17 protein-coding genes are annotated in these 17,679 nt (G+C 67.8%); 9 read left to right on the forward strand and 8 right to left on the reverse strand.

Translation table 11 applies throughout. The features are described from left to right. The first annotated feature begins 75 nt into the window (after positions 1 to 75). Both AB3M82_RS06630 and AB3M82_RS06635 read left to right on the forward strand, forming a co-directional pair. On the forward strand, positions 76 to 630 hold the full coding sequence (locus tag AB3M82_RS06630; protein WP_412956474.1) for a TetR/AcrR family transcriptional regulator: 555 nt from the start codon (positions 76 to 78) through the stop codon (positions 628 to 630). Positions 631 to 808: 178 nt separating this feature from the next. Continuing rightward, positions 809 to 2,167 (forward strand): flavin monoamine oxidase family protein, encoded by a 1,359-nt coding sequence (locus AB3M82_RS06635; RefSeq protein WP_412956476.1) that lies wholly within the window; start codon positions 809 to 811, stop codon positions 2,165 to 2,167. Between the two features lie 209 nt (positions 2,168 to 2,376). Here the strand turns inward: AB3M82_RS06635 and AB3M82_RS06640 are convergent, their stop codons facing one another. From AB3M82_RS06640 to AB3M82_RS06650, 3 genes are read right to left on the reverse strand one after another with little or no spacing between them, the layout of a single operon-like run. Continuing rightward, complete coding sequence (locus AB3M82_RS06640; RefSeq protein WP_412956478.1) at positions 2,377 to 3,000, reverse strand: TetR/AcrR family transcriptional regulator; 624 nt, start codon at positions 2,998 to 3,000, stop codon at positions 2,377 to 2,379. A 6-nt stretch (positions 3,001 to 3,006) separates the two neighbouring features. Beyond that, positions 3,007 to 3,567 carry a hypothetical protein gene (locus tag AB3M82_RS06645; RefSeq protein ID WP_412956481.1) on the reverse strand — a complete coding sequence of 187 codons (561 nt, stop codon included), beginning with the start codon at positions 3,565 to 3,567 and terminating at the stop codon, positions 3,007 to 3,009. Then, positions 3,560 to 4,246 carry a hypothetical protein gene (locus AB3M82_RS06650; RefSeq protein WP_412956482.1) on the reverse strand — a complete coding sequence of 229 codons (687 nt, stop codon included), beginning with the start codon at positions 4,244 to 4,246 and terminating at the stop codon, positions 3,560 to 3,562. Before AB3M82_RS06650 ends, AB3M82_RS06645 begins: the two co-directional genes overlap by 8 nt. Before the next feature lie 172 nt (positions 4,247 to 4,418). On the opposite strand from AB3M82_RS06650, the gene AB3M82_RS06655 reads away from it, so the two are divergent. From AB3M82_RS06655 to AB3M82_RS06665, 3 genes are all read left to right on the forward strand, one after another. Continuing rightward, a complete protein-coding gene (locus AB3M82_RS06655) occupies positions 4,419 to 5,915 on the forward strand; it encodes an MFS transporter (protein ID WP_412956484.1) in 1,497 nt (498 codons plus the stop codon). Positions 5,916 to 5,937: 22 nt separating this feature from the next. Continuing rightward, a complete protein-coding gene (locus AB3M82_RS06660; protein ID WP_412956486.1) occupies positions 5,938 to 7,164 on the forward strand; it encodes an FAD-dependent oxidoreductase in 1,227 nt (408 codons plus the stop codon). A gap of 118 nt (positions 7,165 to 7,282) precedes the next feature. Next, the gene (locus tag AB3M82_RS06665) at positions 7,283 to 7,792 is read left to right on the forward strand and encodes a hypothetical protein (protein WP_412956487.1); all 510 of its coding nucleotides are present in this window, start codon (positions 7,283 to 7,285) and stop codon (positions 7,790 to 7,792) included. Here AB3M82_RS06665 and AB3M82_RS06670 read toward each other — a convergent pair. Beyond that, complete coding sequence (locus AB3M82_RS06670; protein ID WP_412956489.1) at positions 7,782 to 8,426, reverse strand: DUF1345 domain-containing protein; 645 nt, start codon at positions 8,424 to 8,426, stop codon at positions 7,782 to 7,784. The genes AB3M82_RS06665 and AB3M82_RS06670 overlap by 11 nt on opposite strands. A gap of 234 nt (positions 8,427 to 8,660) precedes the next feature. Between AB3M82_RS06670 and AB3M82_RS06675 the strand changes: the two genes are divergently transcribed. Next, positions 8,661 to 9,413: an SDR family NAD(P)-dependent oxidoreductase gene (locus tag AB3M82_RS06675; RefSeq protein ID WP_412956490.1), complete on the forward strand. Its 753-nt coding sequence runs from the start codon at positions 8,661 to 8,663 to the stop codon at positions 9,411 to 9,413. A 137-nt stretch (positions 9,414 to 9,550) separates the two neighbouring features. Here the strand turns inward: AB3M82_RS06675 and AB3M82_RS06680 are convergent, their stop codons facing one another. Both AB3M82_RS06680 and AB3M82_RS06685 read right to left on the reverse strand, forming a co-directional pair. Beyond that, positions 9,551 to 9,934 carry a DUF7882 family protein gene (locus AB3M82_RS06680; RefSeq protein WP_412956491.1) on the reverse strand — a complete coding sequence of 128 codons (384 nt, stop codon included), beginning with the start codon at positions 9,932 to 9,934 and terminating at the stop codon, positions 9,551 to 9,553. A 70-nt stretch (positions 9,935 to 10,004) separates the two neighbouring features. Further along, on the reverse strand, positions 10,005 to 10,457 hold the full coding sequence (locus AB3M82_RS06685; RefSeq protein WP_412956492.1) for a MarR family winged helix-turn-helix transcriptional regulator: 453 nt from the start codon (positions 10,455 to 10,457) through the stop codon (positions 10,005 to 10,007). 136 nt (positions 10,458 to 10,593) lie between these two features. Between AB3M82_RS06685 and AB3M82_RS06690 the strand changes: the two genes are divergently transcribed. Beyond that, positions 10,594 to 10,833 carry a hypothetical protein gene (locus AB3M82_RS06690; RefSeq protein WP_412956494.1) on the forward strand — a complete coding sequence of 80 codons (240 nt, stop codon included), beginning with the start codon at positions 10,594 to 10,596 and terminating at the stop codon, positions 10,831 to 10,833. After that, positions 10,833 to 11,387, forward strand: a complete 555-nt coding sequence (locus AB3M82_RS06695) for a MarR family winged helix-turn-helix transcriptional regulator (protein ID WP_412956495.1) — start codon at positions 10,833 to 10,835, stop codon at positions 11,385 to 11,387. The genes AB3M82_RS06690 and AB3M82_RS06695 overlap by 1 nt, the downstream gene beginning before the upstream one ends. A 59-nt stretch (positions 11,388 to 11,446) precedes the next feature. Here the strand turns inward: AB3M82_RS06695 and AB3M82_RS06700 are convergent, their stop codons facing one another. Together AB3M82_RS06700 and AB3M82_RS06705 are read right to left on the reverse strand one after the other, a co-directional pair. After that, a complete protein-coding gene (locus AB3M82_RS06700) occupies positions 11,447 to 11,620 on the reverse strand; it encodes a CsbD family protein (RefSeq protein ID WP_412956497.1) in 174 nt (57 codons plus the stop codon). A 50-nt stretch (positions 11,621 to 11,670) separates the two neighbouring features. Continuing rightward, on the reverse strand, positions 11,671 to 11,934 hold the full coding sequence (locus tag AB3M82_RS06705; protein ID WP_412956498.1) for a hypothetical protein: 264 nt from the start codon (positions 11,932 to 11,934) through the stop codon (positions 11,671 to 11,673). A 256-nt stretch (positions 11,935 to 12,190) separates the two neighbouring features. Here AB3M82_RS06705 and AB3M82_RS06710 point away from each other — a divergent pair, with 256 nt between their 5' ends. Further along, the gene (locus tag AB3M82_RS06710) at positions 12,191 to 17,647 is read left to right on the forward strand and encodes a GH92 family glycosyl hydrolase (protein WP_412956499.1); all 5,457 of its coding nucleotides are present in this window, start codon (positions 12,191 to 12,193) and stop codon (positions 17,645 to 17,647) included. The last annotated feature ends 32 nt before the right edge of the window (positions 17,648 to 17,679 follow it).

Here is a 17,679-nt window from a genome sequence, read left to right on the forward strand (position 1 = left end):
GGATGCCTGGACGAACGCAGGTGCCGAGTCGGAAGACCCGACATTCGCCGAAACCCTGACCAGAGGACAACATTCATGGGACGTACGACCGGCCGCGGTCCCGACGACACCAAGCGACTCATACTCGATGCCGCGAAAGCGGTCGTGATCTCGCAAGGCGCGAAGGCGACGCTCGATGACGTGGCTGTCGCGGCCGGCCTCACACGCGGCGCAGTGATCTACCACTACAGCTCGAAGAATGCATTGTGGAAGGCACTCGCGGAGTACGTCCTCGTCCAGTTCCGCACCCTCGTCCACAGTCGCCTCGAGGAGGAGGACACCCCCGGACGCCTCGCGCGAGCGTTCATCGGCGCGTCGCTCGACGGCGATCGTATCGAGGAGGTGGGCGAGCGACTGTTCCTTCTCGCATCGCTGGCAGTCGCGCCCGGCGTGCAGGAGATAGTGGCCGCGGACAACACCGCCTGGAAGGCGGCGCTGTCGAACGATGGCTTGCGAGTGGGAGCACAGGCGGTCATATCGAGCTCGGTGGACGGAGCAGGGCTCGCGGCGGGCTGGGGACTTGCCCCATCGAAGGGAGAATTGCGAGCGCTGCGAGAAGAACTCGAACGCTTGGCCACCCCAGGGCCGTGAAGTCGCCAGATTGGTCGAAGGAGGCGTCTTCCGACGAGGCGACGTGGACTGGGCTAGAGCGACTTGGCCGAGGTCGCGTCTGCTGGGTGAATGCTGTGGAAATGGCGGCGATGACACTTACTGTACTGACTGGTCAGTACAGTAAGTGCATCAGCCTTCACCACCTCGGGAGACGACCATGAACGCAATTGCCCCTCGATCAGTCGACGTCGTCGTCGTCGGAGCCGGCCTGGCGGGCCTCTCCGCGGCCGACCGACTCTCTCGCGCAGGCCATCACGTCGTCGTCCTGGAAGGGCGAGACCGCGTCGGCGGTCGAATCCTCACCACCGAGGTCGCGGGAGTCCCCGTCGATGCCGGCGCCACCTGGGTTGCCCCGCACCACAGCGCCGTTCATGATCTGATGACCCGCTTCGGCCGCGAGCTGGTGCCGCAGTTCCACCAGGGCAAGGGGCTCATCTCCTTCAACGGCAAGCGCAAGGTCGAAGGGCTGACCGCGATGTCGCCCGGCGGGATGGCCGACATCGCGCGCATCCTGAGCTCCCTGCAGAAGATGGTGGATCAGCTCCCGGTCTCCGAGCCCTGGTCGCATCCGCGCGCGGCCGAGTGGGACTCCCTGACGGTCGGCGAATGGCTGACCGCGAAGCGCGCGACGAAGACCGCGCGCAAATTCATGACCATGTTCACACTCGTGCAGTGGGGAGCTCCCGTCAGCGACGTCTCCCTTCTGCACGCCCTGCGCTACGTGAAGAACCTCGGCGGCATCGACTTCATGCTGAAGGTCGAAGGGGGCGACCAGCAGGACCGGGTGCTCGGCACGACGCACTCGCTCGTCCAGCGACTGGCCGACACCCTCGGCGACCGTGTCTTCCTCGACGCCCCTGTCGAGCGCATCACGACGGTCGACGATCTCGTCACCGTCGAGACCCGCGACCAGAGTTTCGAGGCCCGCTACGTCATCGTCACGACGTCGCCGACTCACCGCGCCAACATCGAGTTCTCACCGGCGCTGCCAGATCAGCATCGCGGACTGGCCCGGACGTGGCGCCTCGGCGCTCTGAGCAAGGCATTCGTCGCGTTCGACCGGCCGTTCTGGCGTGACGAGGGTCTGTCGGGAGAATCCGTCTCCGACGACGAGACGGTGTTCCTGACCTTCGATGTCAGCCCGAGCGCAGACGGTCCCGGGATCCTCATGGTGTTCTGCGATGCACGAGGCTTCGACGCGTACGACGAGGCCGAGCGACGCCGCCGCGTCATGAAGCACATCGTCCACCTGTACGGCGAGCGGGCACAGCAGGCGATCGACTACACCGACTTCGCCTGGGGCAACGACGTGTTCGCCCCCGGCGGGCCGAGCCCCGCCGTTCCCCCGAAGGCATGGACGACGTTCGGTCGCTTCCTCCGAGAGCCCATCGGCCTCGTGCACTGGGCCGGGAGCGAGACGGCCGACGAGACCTCGGGCAGCATGAACGGCGCCATCCTGTCCGGGCACCGCGCCGCGAACGAGGTCCTCGAGCTCCTGGAGCCGCGCGGATGGTGAACTCGAGGCAGGATCAGATCCGGCCCGCAAGCACTCCCGCCGAGATGACCGCCGTCGTGCACGATCGCACCACGGGCACACTCAGGGGAAGCGGAGCCGCGTCGTCTTGAATCTCTCTCCAGACGACGCACCGCGCGCGCGTTGATGCCGCGCGGCACCAGGGGCGCGGTGCTGATCGGGTAGCGCCGCGCGAAACGAGGGGCGGGGCACTAATCGGGTAGCGCCTCGCCCTTCGTCAGTCCGAGCAGCAGCCGCTCCGCTTGTGCAGCGTAGGTGGCGTCGTTCTCACCGTAGGCAACGGATGCAGCGACGCCTTCGGCAGCGTGCCGCACGACCATGATCCGCTCCGCCGACAGCCCGTCGAGAGCGAGCTGCGTGTCCCACCACGCAGCGTCAGCGGTCGACAGCGCGACGATCTCGGGGATCTGATAGATGCCCGCCCACGCCGGCGCCGTGGTGAAGTAATGCGTCGTCGCCTCCCCGCCGGAGCAGAGCGCACGCACGTAGGCCCGCAGCATCTTCCCGGGCTCGTTCTCCGCGAGATCCAAGAACCCCGTGACGTGCTCCCGGAATTTACGGTTCGAATCCTCCACCAGCGCGAGGATCAGAGCATCCTTGCTGGGAAAGTGATGGAGCAGACCGCCTTTCGAGACTCCCGCTCGCTGCGCGATGGCAGCCAAGGAGACACCGGTTCCGTGAGTGGCGAGGGCCTCGACCGCAGCGTCCAGGATCATCCCTCTGGTGCGCTCGGCATTGCGACTCGCGCGCACATCCTCGGATGCAGTCATGATGTCGATCTCCAATCGGACTCGGGCACGGTCGTCCAGCGCCACTCGCCCTTATACAAGGTAGTTGGTCAGTGCACGTGCGATGGATTGGTCCTCGAGATCCTCTATCGAGGCGACGATCCCGCTGGAGAGGGCCGAGCGCCGCGCGAGGTACTCCAGCAGCCGTTCGTAGAGTCTCAGGTGATCGGTCTCGGTCGGAACCTCGAGCCCGTTGAGGGTGAACTCGATCCCCGGTCGTGTCGCAGCGACCTGCGAGAAGCCGGCGATCACGTCGCGGACCCCCGCCCGCACCTCCTTCCGACTGCGGGAGCTGCGCGCATCGGTGTACGCGAGAAGGAGTCCTGTCGAAGGACTCGCAAGCCAGGCGAGCTCCTTCTCGAACGCCGCGTGGGTGGCCTTGGCGCGCTCATGCCACTCACCCCAGTCCATGCCCGCGTCGAAGTGCTCGGCGATCACGACAAGGGTCGTTCGTACCTCGCGTGCTCTCGCGTCGGCATTTCCGGCATGTACGATCCGCCCCTGCAGGCGCGCGAGTTCGGCGAGCATCGCCAGTCGGGATGCCGCACCTCCGAGGACACGAACAGCTCCCTTCGGCAGGCGAACATCAGTCATCGAAAGCCTCCTCATAGTCGAGTGCGAACGCTTGGTCTCGTGCGAGCCCTCCGCCATCGATCGGAATGATCGCCCCCGAGATCGTCGTCCCCAGGGGCGAGCTGAGGAGGGCGACGACAGCGCCGGCGGCGGGCGACGCGCTCTCGGACGACAGCAGCAGAGCGTTCACCCGCACCGAGTCCGAAGAGCTCCGGATCAGCGAAGCCATCGTGCGCTGGAGCCAGCGATGCGCGACAGTTCTTTCGTCATCGGACGCGAGTCCGTGGAGGAGGATCACGTGGAGAGCAGCCGATCCGGATGCACGGACCATCTCCGTGACGGCATTGCGCACTCGCTGTCGTATCTCTTTGGTCTCACGCGTGCTGCGCCACCAACGATGAGGGGCGCGGGCCGTGAGCGCATCGATGACGTCCACGTGGAAGATCACCGCATCAGGGCTGAGGCCCTGGTCGCCGAGAAAGGAGGCCACTCTTCGGACCGCGCTCTCATCGATCTCATCCTCGATGGCGACCCACTGGCGGGTGGAGGAGCTGTGCTGTGCGAGATCCCCGCCGGAGTTCGCGAAGCGTGTGGCGTACGTCGAGCATCCCTCGGATGCGAGCGAACGCAGGACCACGCGATCGACCTCGTTGCCCGGGCCGAACAGCACGACGGTGGTTCCGTCGAGATCGAGCTCCATGATGCTCCTAAAGACTATGTGGTCGGTACTGCCGACTACCGAGATGTTATGCCTTCGAGTGCCGCTCAAACCGACTGTTGACTGTGAAAAGCCGATTAGCTTTTTCTTCCGACCAGTTGGTCTGTAGAGTATGCATGTGACTTCTCCATTTGCCCCCGCGGCCACTGCTCCCGTGACTGCCCGCTCTTGGGCTGCGCTCGGTATTCTCACGCTCGCCGTGCTGCTGCTGGCGATCGACGGCACCGTCCTGGCGCTTGCTGTGCCGGCCCTGTCGGCTGACCTCGACCCCACGGCGACCCAGCTGCTCTGGATCGGCGACATCTACTCCTTCGCCCTCGCGGGTCTGCTCGTGACCATGGGCAACCTCGCGGACCGGATCGGCCGCAAGAAGCTCCTGCTGATCGGCGCCGTCGGCTTCGGGCTGTCCTCGGTCCTCGCCGCGATGTCGCCCACGCCCGAGATGCTCATCCTCGCGCGCGCGGTCCTGGGAATCAGTGGGGCGACGATCATGCCATCCACTCTCGCCATCGTGCGCAACATCTTCTCCGACCCCAAGCTCAGGACCCGCGCGATCGCCGTGTGGGCCGCCGGCGCCACCGCCGGCGCCGCGGTCGGGCCGATCGTCGGCGGTGCACTGCTGGAGCACTTCCACTGGGGCAGCGTGTTCCTCATCAACGTGCCGATCATGATCCTCGTGCTCGTCGGCGGCATCTTCCTGCTGCCCGAGTCGCGCGACCCCAACGGCGGACGAATCGACCTGCTCTCTGCGATCCTCTCGTTCGTCGGGATCGTGAGCATCGTCTACGCCATCAAGCACGTCGTCGGCGAAGGATTCGATCTCACGGTTCCCGCGACGGTGGTCCTCGGACTCGTCGCGATCTGGTGGTTCATCCGTCGCCAGCGTCGCGTGTCCAACCCCCTCATCGACGTCTCGCTCTTCCGCTCGCCGGCGTTCTCCGGAGCTGTCGTGGCCAACACCGTCGCGATCTTCGGTTTCGTGGGTCTGCTCTTCTTCTTCTCCCAGTATCTTCAGCTCGTGCGCGGTCTCCGCCCACTCGAGGCCGGCCTCGTCGAGCTCTCGGCGACGATCGCGTCCATCATCGTGATCGCCATCGCCGGCTTCGCGGTCGGATGGCTCGGCCGTGGCCGCGCCATCGCCACGGGTCTCGCGCTCGGCGCCATCGGTCTCGTGATCCTCGCGATCACGGAGGGATCCCCCGGACTGGTGGGCATCATCGTCGCCTTCGCGGTGGTGGGCTTCGGCGCGGGCCTTGCGATGACGCTGACGACCGATGCCGTCGTCGGGTCCGCGCCGAAGGAGCGCGCCGGTGCCGCATCCTCCATCGCCGAGACCGCTTATGAACTGGGCGCGGCCCTCGGTATCGCGGTTCTCGGATCGATCCAGACCGCTCTCTACCGAGCGAACCTCGGTGAGATCGAGGACCCCGATGTCGCAGCGACGGTGAAGGAGTCACTGGCAGGAGCGTCGTCCCATCTCGACGCGACCGCGCCCGGGGTCGCAGCGATCCTCGAGCAGGCGCAGCATGCCTTCACGGTCGGAATGCAGTGGACCTCCGTCATCGCCGCCGCCCTTCTCGCCACCGCTGCCGTCATCGCCTGGTTCGTCATCCCGTCGCACCGCGAGCGCACCGCATCCGCTCACCACTGATGAATCACCACCAGGAGAACCCATGACGACGTCCCCCGCCGCCGCTCAGAACGCCCGCGCCCTGAAGCGGGCCTCCCGCCCACTCGCGCGCGCCCGTCAACGGGTCCTCGTCGTCGGAGCAGGCATCGCCGGAAGTGCCACCGCCTTCATGCTCGCTCGCAGCGGCTACGACGCGACCATCATCGATGCGGCACAGGCGCCCTACGAGGGCGGCTACCAGATCCTGCTGGATCCGACCGCCCTCGAGATCATGGAGCAGCTCGGCGTCCAGGACATCGCACTCGAACTCAGCGCCCCGGATCCGCTCGTCTCTCTGAGGCGCAACGGATCGGAGAAGGCCGAGTTCGAGATGACCGGATACAGGATGGCGCGACGCGGCGACCTCGTCGGACGCCTCTCGACGCGCTTCGCAGAGTCGGTTCCGACCGAGTTCGGCAAAGAACTGGTCGGCATCGAGCAGCGACTCGACGGCGTTCGCGCCCATTTCGCGAACGGCTCCAGCGACGACTACGACTTCATCGTCGGAGCGGACGGGCTCAATTCGACCGTTCGCCGGCTGACGATGGAGTCGACCAGATCCACCATCCACACCAACGGGCGCATCTGTCTCTGGGTCAACGTCCCCGGTCACCTGGAGGGCCCGTCAGACGCGGCCGTGCTCACCGGAAATCGACTCGGCGCACTCGTTTTCCCGTATCCCGATAAGGATGAGACCCTGGTCGTCACCGCCGTGCAGATGGGTGCGAGGCATCGTTTCGACGCGGCTGATCTGCAGCCGCTCGCCGCGGACCTGCTCGCCGGATCGGGCTCCGATCTCGCTCACTTCGTCGACGCCCTGCGCCACGCACCTCGGGAGCAGACCCGCGTCACCTCGTTCGCGCAGGTGCGCGCGCCGAGATGGCACTCGCGCAGGGTCGTCCTGGTGGGCGACGCCGCTCACTGCATCGATCCACTGTCCGGCCTCGGCGCGCACGGAGGCCTCCTGGGGGGAAGCATCCTCGCGCAGGAGTTGCGTCGAACCCCGCAGGACTTCGACCGTGCAGCTGAGCGGTACCAGCGTCGGACACGTCGATTCGTGTCGGCCGCGCAACGGGTCACCGCGGGTCTGATGGAGCTCGCCACCGCGAAGGGCGTCGGCGATCGCCTGCACGGTGTGTCCGAGCTGGCGCAGGGCATCGGGCGCGCACGGCAGGTCCGCGCACCCCGCGCTCTCTACGCGAGGGACGACGCCGCTAGGACTCGCCGCTAGGCGGGATCGGCGCGATCGGGCACAGATCGCGCCGGGTCGAAGCGCCCCGTCTAGGGCAGCCGGGGCGCTTCGACGAGTAACAGACAAGGCTCGGACGGGCAGAAGGAGAAGGATCATCGTGCACATCACGGGAAGCGCCCGCGACCTCCTCGCCCGGATCGCTCATCTTCGCGATCGATCCTCCGCCATGCAACGCCAGGACACCCTCGTCTTCGGAGCGTCGCTGGTCAGGAGCGATCTCGAGCGCGGGATGAACGCCCGCATGATGGAGATCGAGTCCTCCATACTCAGCCAGCTTCGCATGCGGCGTCCGCACGCTCTCATCTTCGTGCTGGAGGACGAGTCCGAGCGATCTGAGAACGCGCTTCTCACGATGACGCGGGGCATCATCCGCAGCGCGGCGTTCCACTCCCACCGCCAGATCCAGCGCGTGCTTCCCGCGGTGGGTATCGCCGCACGACCCGAAGAACGGGCGCTCGTCGCGAGGCGAGTGGCACACTTCACTCAGCGGTCGGTGGAGGTCGGCAGTGGAGTCGCGATCCGGAGCAGCGTGCTTGCACGGATGGGTCTGCACAAGGCATTGATGCTCACCGCGACGAACACAGCGCATCCCTCGTTCAGCGGCTGAGCACGAACTGCAGCACCTGGATCGCGATCGCGATGACCAGGGCGTTGTAGAAGAACGCGACCACGCCGTGCACCAGCGCGACGCGGCGGACGCGCGATGTGAGCACATTCACGTCGGACGTCGCGAACGTCGTGCCAATCGTGAAGGCGAAGTACAGGAAGTCGATCGGCGCAGGTGACACGGTTCCCGGGAACGCCATCTGCTGCTCCTCCGACTCCAGTGCCGTGAAGCGATAGATGTTGGCGAAGCCGACCTGCAGGAGCAGCCACGAGAGCACCACCCCGACGATCGCCGCGACGGCGAAGGACGACACCTCAGCGACGACCTGCGCCTCGTTGCGGGCGATGAGCGCAAGGACTGCCGAGTACGCTCCGGTGACGCTAGAGAGGAGCGGCACCACCCATGCCCAGCGCCGGTTCTCGCCGGCGGCGCGGCGATCAGCTCGACTCTGCCGAGCGGGCATCCGCCACACGAGCACACCGCCGATGACCAGGTAGATCAGCGCGACGGCCTCCCACGCGATGAGTGCGGCGAGCTGACCCGTGATGACGTACGCGAGGCTGGCGAGGATGATCGCGGTCTCCGCGGCGTAGGCCAGCCCCGTCTGCACTCGGGCAGCCCGGCGAGAGTTCATGCAGTCAGTCTGGCACCCCTCGCGACATCCTCCACCTGGCGCCACCGTCCGGAGGCCGCCAGCATCGACCCGGTGGCCACCACGAGAGCACCACGAGACAGCGCACATCGGATCGACGTCGCCGGAGTTCCATGCACGTGAATCCACCTCGGTGGAACGGGCGTACGCTGGAAAGAGGACGAACCGTCCGAGAAGATCTCCCGGCACCGCGCTCGTCCGGATGGGAGCCCCCTCGTGGCTCAGTACGACGTTTCGGACCGCTCGGCGATCGTGACCGGGGCAGGCAGCGGGATCGGCCGCTCCGTCGCCCTCCTCCTCGCCCAGAACGGCGCGGCCGTGGTGGTCAACGACCTGAACGCCGAGAACGCGCAGGCCGTCATCGAGGAGATCCGTTCCGCGGGCGGCACCGCCGAGGCATCCGTCGGCGATGCGACCGACCCGGCCTGGATCGCCTCGTCCGTCGAGCTCGCGAACACCCTGGCCCCGCTGCGTATCGGCGTCAACAACGCCGGCATCGGCGGAGCATCCGCGCCGACCGCCGAGTACCACGACGACGCGTGGGACAAGGTCATCGCGATCAACCTCAACGCCGTCTTCCGCAACATGAAGGCCCAGCTGCCCTCCATCCTCGCGAACGGCGGCGGCTCGGTCGTCAACGTGGCGTCGATCCTCGGCAGCGTCGGCTTCGCGAACTCCCCCGCCTACGTCGCGGCGAAGCACGCGGTCGTCGGCATGACGAAGTCCGCTGCGCTCGAGTACTCGGCGCAGGGCGTGCGCGTGAACTCCGTCGGCCCCGGCTTCATCGACACGCCCCTGCTGGCGACGATGGATGCCGCGGCGAAGGAGTTCCTCGTCGGCAAGCACCCGATCGGACGCCTCGGTCAGCCCGACGAGGTCGCGAACCTCATCGCCTTCCTCGCGAGCGACGCCGCGAGCTTCATCACCGGCAGCTACCACCTGGTCGACGGCGGCTACACCGCCCTCTGAGGCCGAGGCCCTTCGTCTCTCTCCGCTCGCTCAGGGACCGGTCTGTTTCACCGGTTCCTGAGCGCCCTTCGTCGGTTCCTGAGCGAGGAGCGCAGCGACGAGACGAAGGGCGCTGCGCTCGATCAAAGACCGGCTGCTCAGGCGCTCATCGCGTGCAGGCGGCGCTCCCGCTGCGGTTCGGACTGCTCCACGGGGCGCCGGGCGTCGAGCTGCTCGGGCTGACCGGGCGCGGCCTCGGCGATGCGCTTGTCGGTGAGGTCGAGTCCGGACGCGGAGCTCGCCGCCTCCATCATCGCGGTGAGCAGCGGCCGATGCAGGCTGACCTCTTCCCCCATCACGAATCGCAGGGGGATCGACGCGTGGACCCAGAGGGTCTCGACCGCGCCACCCTTCATCGGGATGGTCAGCGCGAAGGATTCCTTGCGCCGCAGCTTGGTGACGGCCACGGCCCGGAGGTGTCCGAGGACGGTGTCGTCCATCTCGATGCGTGCAGCCGAGTTTCCGTAGTTCAGGTGTCCCATGATGCTCCTCGCTCGCAGAGTTGCTGTGGACTTACTTTACTAGTTTAACTAGTTAAACGGAAATCAAAGTTTACGGAAAGTCCGAGATCTCCTCGGTGAGCCGCCGCAGGAAGCGGGTCACTGCGGCCGTCTGCTCGGGCGTGAACTCGTCGGCGATGCCCTCGATCCGGCGGGAGAGCTCGTCGATCACCGCAATGCCGTCCTGCGGCGACGGGCGCAGCACCTTCGAGCGGGCGTCGTCCGGGTGCGCGGCCACCTCGATCTGACCCCGCTCGAGCAGGCGACGGACCACGCTGGTGACCGCGGCCGTGCTCACCCCGAGGTGAGCGGCCAGATCGCCGGGGGTGACCGGGGCGTGCTCCGAGGCGCGGGCGATGAAACGCAGAGCGGTGCGGTCGGTGTCGTTCGGCGCGCGGACCGCGGCCAGCCGCCGCGACAGCTGCGACTCGGCGTGGCGGAGGTCGTCGACGCACCGCACGAGCTCCGAGGTCGATACCCCGGTCTCGTTCGTCTTCGTCTTCATGGTCGCCATGCTCCGCCACCTCCTCGACCCTCCATGTTACAAGAAGAGCACCTTACGAGGCTGCCTAGGTAAGTGAAATGCGAACGATGAAGCGCCCGGATGCGAAGATAGTGGTCTGCCGTCGCGAAAGGATGCCATGGCTGAGCGATTCACCCTCGACGAGGCGGGATACATTCTGTATTCCGACATGCTCGACCGCCTGCACCACCGTTTCCCTGCGGTGCCGCTCTGGCGACTGGAACAGATCGTCGCGGCCGAGCACGAGGCGATCACCGGCGGTCTGCTGCGGATCGTCCCCGCCGAGGTCGAGACCGGCGCCGCCGAGATGCTGGAGAACGAGCGCGGCAGCGTGCGCGACGACGAGGAAGTGGCTTGATGGAGCGTCCCGAGGAGTTCTCCCGGTCGGGTTACTGGTACCCCGACGGCGACAGCGCCAGCACCGTCGACGTGCTCAACATGCTGCGCCGGTACCGCGCGGCCGAGACCGCCATGCGGGCCCGCACGCGCGCCTCGATGGGCATGAACGAGACCGACCTCATGGCCCTGCGCTTCCTGCTGCGCGAGCAGCGCGCCGGGCGCATCGTCCGTCCGATCGACATCGCGCGGACGCTCCAGATCTCCACGGCATCCACCACCACCCTGATCGACCGGCTCGAGAAGGGCGGCCACGTCCGCCGCGAGGCGCACCCGACGGACCGCCGCGCGGGCGTCGTCGTTCCCACCGTCAGCAGCGACGAAGAGGTGCGCGAGACCCTCGGCGCGATGCACCGGCGGATGCTGTCGCTGGTCGACGAGCTCAGCGACAAGGACCGCGCGATCATCACCCGGTTCCTCGCGGGCATGACCTCCGCGATCGAAGAGGCGTCCGACCTCGACCAGGAGCTGCGCGACGTCATCCGCGATCACGAGGCCGACAGCTCCGGAGAGTGACCGGACGCGGAACGGGGAGGCGGTGATCGCACCGCCTCCCCGTTCGCTCTGCGGGAGCCTCAGTTGTTGAAGGCGTCCTTGACGTTCTCGCCGGCCTTCTTGACGTCGGCCTTGGCCTGGTCGGCCTTGCCCTCCGCCTCGAGGCGCTCGTTGTCGGTCGCCTTGCCGGCGGCCTCCTTCGCCTTGCCGGCGAGGTCCTGTGCAGCGTTCTTGATCTTGTCGTCGAGTCCCATGGTGGGCTCCTTTCTCTTATCGGTGGACAGCGTGGTCTGGGGGCGGGCCGCTAGCCGGCGACCGCCATCATGTCGGCGACGAGCGGCACGGAGGCGCCGATCGCGAGGGCCAGGATCAGGCCGAGGATGCCGGCGGCGCGACGCGCGGGCGACGGCGCGGTGACCCGGCCGATGCCGGAGTCGCGCCCGACGGCGGCGCGTGCGGGGAGCGGCGAGAGGTCGACGCCGGAGGCGAGCAGCACGCGGTGCTCGGCTCGCCCGGAGGCCCGATCGCTTCTCGCGCGGCGGATTCCTCCGGCTGCGGGTGACGTCATGGATGAACCTCCTCCACATGAAGATTACTAGTCAAACTAGCGAAACGCGAGCCGAGGGCGGGATTCGCCGCCCACGTGGAGGTCGCGCCCGCGGAACGACGGGCATCGGCACCGGATGTTCACCTTTTGTTGGACATCGCGTCTCGGAACGTGTCTACTGTTCCTGACAGCGTTGTCAGGATTCGGGCAGCGTTCCCCACCCACCACACGGAGGTTTCGCATGCCCCCCATGCGTTCGGCATCCCCTCGCCGACACATGAGAAGACGTCGCGCGGCACTCGCCGCCGGCGTCATCACCGCCCTCACCGCCTCGTCGGTGCTCGTCACCCCGGCCGCCTACGCGGAAGAGGTGTCGTCCCTCACCCCGTTCGACGCGGTCGACCAGTTCATCGGCACCGAGATGAACGACCAGAACACCAGCCGCGGCAACGACCACTACGGCAACACGTTCCCGGGCGCGACCCTCCCCTTCGGCATGGTGCAGTCGAGCCCGACCACCTTCGAGACGGGCAACGGCCAGCAGTACGGCGGCTACGAGTACAACGCCGACCAGCTCCGCGGCTTCGGCATGACCCGCCTCTCGGGCACCGGCTGCCGGTCGAACTTCGGCGGCTTCGATTTCCCGGTGATCCCCTTCACCGGGGCTCTGAGCGACGGCGCCCTGCCGTCGAACCCGGCGAGCGCCATCGGCGACTACTTCCTCGACTTCTCGCACGAGGGCGAAGAGGCCGAGCCCGGCTACTACTCCGTCGACCTCGAGTCCGTCCAGGCCGAGCTCACCAGCACGACCCGCACCGCGGTCAGCCGCTACTCGTTCGACGAGAACGCCGAGAGCTCCACGCTGCTCTTCGAGGCCGGCGGCTCGAACAACCAGGTGCACGCCTCCGACATCGCGTTCGACCCCACGACCGGCGTGCTGTCCGGCTCGGTCAAGGCGAACATCGTCTGCAACGGCGGCTCCCAGTACACGGCCTACTTCTCGGCGACCTTCGACCAGCCGGTCGAGTCGTACGGCGTCTGGACCCCGGCGGGCGTGCAGGCGGGCGGCGCCACGGCATCCGCGGCGACCAAGCACGGCGCCGGCGCCTACCTGACCTTCGCCGACGGCGCCGACGTCACCGCGAAGATCGGCCTGAGCTACGTCTCCGTCGCCGGTGCACGGGCGAACGCCGACGCCGAGACCGCGACCCTCGACTTCGACCAGACGCGGGCGCAGGCGCGCGCGGTGTGGGAGGAGGCGCTCGGCTCGATCGACGCGACCGGCGGCACCGACCGCGATCGCATCACGTTCTACACCTCCCTGTACCACTCGCTGCTGCACCCGAACACCTTCCAGGACGTCGACGGCACCTACACCGGGTACGACGGGCAGCTCCACCAGGTGCAGCCGGGTCGCGACTTCTACGTGAACTTCTCGGGGTGGGACACCTACCGCGGCCAGTCGCAGCTCGTCGCCCTGCTCTACCCCGAGCGCGCCAGCGACATCAACCAGTCGATCGTCGACATGGTGACCCAGTCCGGCAAGTGGACCAGCTGGCCCACCTACAACCAGATCCAGACGAAGATGAGCGGCGACTCGCTGCAGAACATCGTCGCGGCGACCGATGACTTCGGCTCGACCGACTACGACCGTGCGAAGGCCCTCGAGACCATGCTCGCGACGCAGACGCTGCCGATGACGAACACCGGACGCTCGGATGCCGTGATGTACGGCATCCACGGATGGGTCGACGGCGACAAGGGCGGCGCGGCGACCTCGCGCACGATCGAGTACACGACGAACGACTTCGCGATCGCGCAGCTGGCGAAGCGCCTCGGCGACGACGCGGCGTACGACCGGTTCTCGACCCGCTCGCAGAACTGGAAGAACATCTTCAACACGGCCACCGGTCACATCGACGCCCGCAACCGCAACGGCTTCCTGAACACCTCGCTCACCACGCAGGGTGCGCAGTTCGAGCAGTCGACCGGCTACCAGTACGGCTTCAACGTGTCGCACAACATGGCCGACCTGATCGAACTCCGCGGCGGCAAGGACAAGGCGACCGAGCAGCTCGACCACATCCTGCGGAACCTCGACGCCGGCGCGTTCAGCGACGGCGCCTACATCGCCAACCAGCCCAGTTTCGGCCTCCCGTGGGTCTACAACTGGCTGCAGGCCCCGCACAAGACCACCGAGACGCTGTACCGCGCGGCGGACCAGCTGTTCACGACCGACCCCGACGGACTGTTCGGCAACGACGACCTCGGATCGTTCAGCGCCTGGTACGTGTGGGCCAACATCGGCCTCATGCCCGCGATCTGGGGCACGGCCGACCTGCTGGTCTCGGCTCCGATGTTCGAGCACATCGAGATCACCTCGATCGGCTCCGAGCGCACCATCACGATCGACGCCCCGGGCGCCGGCGACGACCGCCGCTACACGACCGGCCTGTCGGTGAACGACGTACCGCAGACCGCCTCGTGGCTGCCGGCCGACTTCGCCCGCACCGGCGGCGACCTCGACTTCACGATGGGCGCGACCGCCGGCACGTGGGGCACGGGTGCGGCTGACGTGCCGCCGTCGTTCCGCGAGGGCAGCGACAACCGCAACTCGGTCGGCATCACCTCCGACGGCGCGGTCAACATGGGCGGACTGGATGCCGGCGGCATCGGCCTCTCCCGTGAGGACCTCGCGAAGGCCGGCGTGACCGGTGGCGCGAAGCTGCCGCTCGGCGACACCGGCATCGAGTTCACCTGGCCCGACACGAAGGCCGGCGAGGTCGACCACTGGATCCCGAACGGCCAGGTGCTCGAATTCGGCGATGTCGCGGCATCCGGCATCTCGTTCCTCGGGCTCGCGACCAACGGGCCGTCCCGCGGCACCGCCCTGGTCACGTACACCGACGGCTCGACCAAGACCGTCGATGTGCGTCTGACCGACTGGACCAACACCGGCGCCGAGCCCGGCAACATCCGGCTCGTGCCGCTGACCAAGCGCAACACGCTCAACGGCGGCTCCGACACGGCCAAGCCGAACCTCTTCGCGACGGCGGTCGTGCCGCTCGACGCGAAGAAGACGGTGCGCAGCGTCACCCTGCCGAACGACGTGAGCAAGGGCATCATGCACGTCTTCGACGTCGCCCTGCGCCCGGTCGACACGATGGACCCGGGTGAGCCGGCGCTGCCGACGCGTCCGCAGGCGCAGGAGCCGACCGCTCCGACCACCCCCGAGCCCGTCGAGATCGACGGCACGTCGGTGCTCAGCGCCACGACCGCCTGGCGGTTCCACGACACCGAGGCCGACCCGGCCGCGGGTCTGCCCGCGAAGACCGACTGGACCGCCGCCGACTACGACGACTCGTCGTGGAAGACCGGCACCGGCGGTTTCGGCGCCAAGAGCGGCGCGATCGCCGACCTCGGCGGCGGCTTCACGCCCACCACCCTGGTCAGCCAGTACAAGGCCGACGGCACGACGAACGTCGAGACGTTCTTCTTCCGCACGACCTTCGACCTGACGGCCGAGGACCTCGCGCAGATCACGCAGCTGAACGGCGAGATCGCCTACGACGACGCCGCTCGCGTGTACGTCAACGGCACGAAGGTCGGCGGCTTCGCCGACGAGCGCGTCGATGCGGCCACGGGCAACATGGTCTATGCGGGAGGCAACGGAACGGCGCCCCTCACCGGCAACTTCACGGTTCCGGCACCCGCTCTGCGGGCGGGCACGAACACGATCGCGGTCCAGGTGCACAACACCAACGCCGGTAGCTCCGACGTGTACATGCAGCTGACCTCGCTCACGATCGCCGCCGCCGGCGCCCCCGCCGCGATCTCCGATGTGCTCCTGCACGTCGGGTCCGACGAGACGAAGCGGAACCTGACGTTCTACACCGACCGCGAGATCGACGCGCAGGTGCAGGTCGCCCCGGCATCCGCCCGCACCGGCGCCGAGTTCCCCGTCGCCGCGGCGCGGGAGATCGACGCCACCACCGCCGCGAGCCGCGACGGACGCTTCTCGAACCAGGTGGTCATCGACGGCCTGCAGGAGGAGACCTCGTACCTCTACCGCGTCGGCAACGACGAGATGGGGTGGTCGCGCTCCTACGAGCTGTGGACCGGCACGTTCGACGAGTCGTACAGCTTCGTCTACCTGACGGACGCCCAGATCGGAGCCTCGGGAAGCTGGCAGAACGACCGCGACCGCTGGGCCGCATCGCTCGGGCAGATCGACCAGTTCGAGAAGGACGCCTCGATGATCGTGAGCGGCGGTGACCAGATCGAGACGCACCGTTCCGAAGACGAGTACGGCTCGCTGATCGCCCCGGAGCTGCTGAAGCAGCTGCCCTTCCAGGCCACGATCGGCAACCACGACAACCAGTCCGACCAGTTCAACTCGCACTTCTTCACCCCGAACCGCTCCGAGACCCACGGGTACGAGAGCACGGCCGGGCGCGCGGGCGGCGACTACTGGTACACCTACAACGGCGTGCTCTACCTCAACATCAACACCAACGCGCGCAGCGCGAACGAGGAGGACCATGCGGCCTTCCTCCGCCAGGTGGTCGAGGAGCAGGGCGCCGAGGCGAACTGGATCGTCGTGGTCATGCACCACTCGCTGTACTCCGCCGCGTTCCACTCCGTGGAGCAGGACGTGAAGGAGCGCCGTGCAGCCCTCGCACCGGTGTTCAGCGAGCTCGGTGTCGACCTGGTGCTCGCGGGGCACGACCACATCTACACGCGCAGCTACCTCATGGACGGCACCACCCCGGTCGGCGACCTGGATGCGCAGGAGAAGTCGGGCGTGACCCTCGCCGCCGAGGAGGGGCAGGTGCTGTACGTGACCGGCAACTCCTCGAGCGGCAGCAAGTTCTACGGTCTCGACGCGTCCTCCCCCGAGGCGGCCGTCAAGGACCAGTCGAACCAGCCGCAGTACACCGACGTCGACGTGACCCCGGAGGCCATCACGCTCACGACCTATCAGACGATGGACCGCAAGGTCATCGACGAGGTCACCCTGACCCGCACGGCCGACGACGGGAAGGGCCCGGAGTTCTCGGGTCTGCCCGCCGCGTCCGACGCGGCGCAGGGGCAGCCGTTCGACGCGCTGGCCGGCATCACGGCGACCGACGAGGTCGACGGCGACATGACCTCGTCGATCACGGTGACGGGCACGGTCGACGTGACCACGCCCGGCTCGTACACGCTCACCTACCGGGTCACCGACCTGGCGGGCAACGCGACCGAGTTCGTGCGCACGGTCACCGTCACCGCGGTCGAGCCCACGTTCCGCGGCGTGCCGCCCACGCGCACCGTGGTCGAGGGCCAGGAGTTCGACGAGCGGGCCGGCATCACGGCCACCGACGCGAACGGGGCCGACATCACGGCGCTGATCCGGGTGGAGCTGGTCCGGTCGACCGGCGCCGCCCGCATGGTCGGACCGTCGGCGGGCGCCTACACGCTCGTCTACACCGTCACCGATGCGTTCGGCACGACCGCCGTCGCGCAGAGCGCCGTCACGGTCGTCCCGGCCGCCGACCCCACCGACCCGGGCACGGGCGACGGCTCGGACTCCGGTTCGGGCACGGACGCCGGCACGGGTTCGGGGACGGATGCCGCGGACGACGAACTCGCCACCACGGGGGGAGAGGCATCGCTGCTGTGGATGCTCGGCCTCCTCACCCTCCTCGCCGGTGCGGGTCTGGTGATCCGCCGCCGTCGCGCGGAGGTGTGATCCGGGCATAGGTCTCGAGGGGTCCGCAGGTT

Origin of the sequence: Microbacterium californiense (assembly GCF_047246625.1) — a bacterium.
GTDB lineage: Bacteria > Actinomycetota > Actinomycetes > Actinomycetales > Microbacteriaceae > Microbacterium.

Excerpts from the sequence above, each read along its gene's own strand:
- AB3M82_RS06630 (WP_412956474.1), top strand. The coding sequence starts at position 76 with ATGGGACGTACGACCGGCCGCGGTCCCGACGACACCAAGCGACTCATA.
- AB3M82_RS06635 (WP_412956476.1), top strand. The coding sequence starts at position 809 with ATGAACGCAATTGCCCCTCGATCAGTCGACGTCGTCGTCGTCGGAGCC.
- AB3M82_RS06645 (WP_412956481.1), bottom strand. The coding sequence starts at position 3,567 with ATGACTGATGTTCGCCTGCCGAAGGGAGCTGTTCGTGTCCTCGGAGGT.
- AB3M82_RS06650 (WP_412956482.1), bottom strand. The coding sequence starts at position 4,246 with ATGGAGCTCGATCTCGACGGAACCACCGTCGTGCTGTTCGGCCCGGGC.
- AB3M82_RS06660 (WP_412956486.1), top strand. The coding sequence starts at position 5,938 with ATGACGACGTCCCCCGCCGCCGCTCAGAACGCCCGCGCCCTGAAGCGG.
- AB3M82_RS06670 (WP_412956489.1), bottom strand. The coding sequence starts at position 8,426 with ATGAACTCTCGCCGGGCTGCCCGAGTGCAGACGGGGCTGGCCTACGCC.
- AB3M82_RS06680 (WP_412956491.1), bottom strand. The coding sequence starts at position 9,934 with ATGGGACACCTGAACTACGGAAACTCGGCTGCACGCATCGAGATGGAC.
- AB3M82_RS06685 (WP_412956492.1), bottom strand. The coding sequence starts at position 10,457 with ATGAAGACGAAGACGAACGAGACCGGGGTATCGACCTCGGAGCTCGTG.
- AB3M82_RS06690 (WP_412956494.1), top strand. The coding sequence starts at position 10,594 with ATGGCTGAGCGATTCACCCTCGACGAGGCGGGATACATTCTGTATTCC.
- AB3M82_RS06695 (WP_412956495.1), top strand. The coding sequence starts at position 10,833 with ATGGAGCGTCCCGAGGAGTTCTCCCGGTCGGGTTACTGGTACCCCGAC.
- AB3M82_RS06700 (WP_412956497.1), bottom strand. The coding sequence starts at position 11,620 with ATGGGACTCGACGACAAGATCAAGAACGCTGCACAGGACCTCGCCGGC.
- AB3M82_RS06705 (WP_412956498.1), bottom strand. The coding sequence starts at position 11,934 with ATGACGTCACCCGCAGCCGGAGGAATCCGCCGCGCGAGAAGCGATCGG.
- AB3M82_RS06710 (WP_412956499.1), top strand. The coding sequence starts at position 12,191 with ATGAGAAGACGTCGCGCGGCACTCGCCGCCGGCGTCATCACCGCCCTC.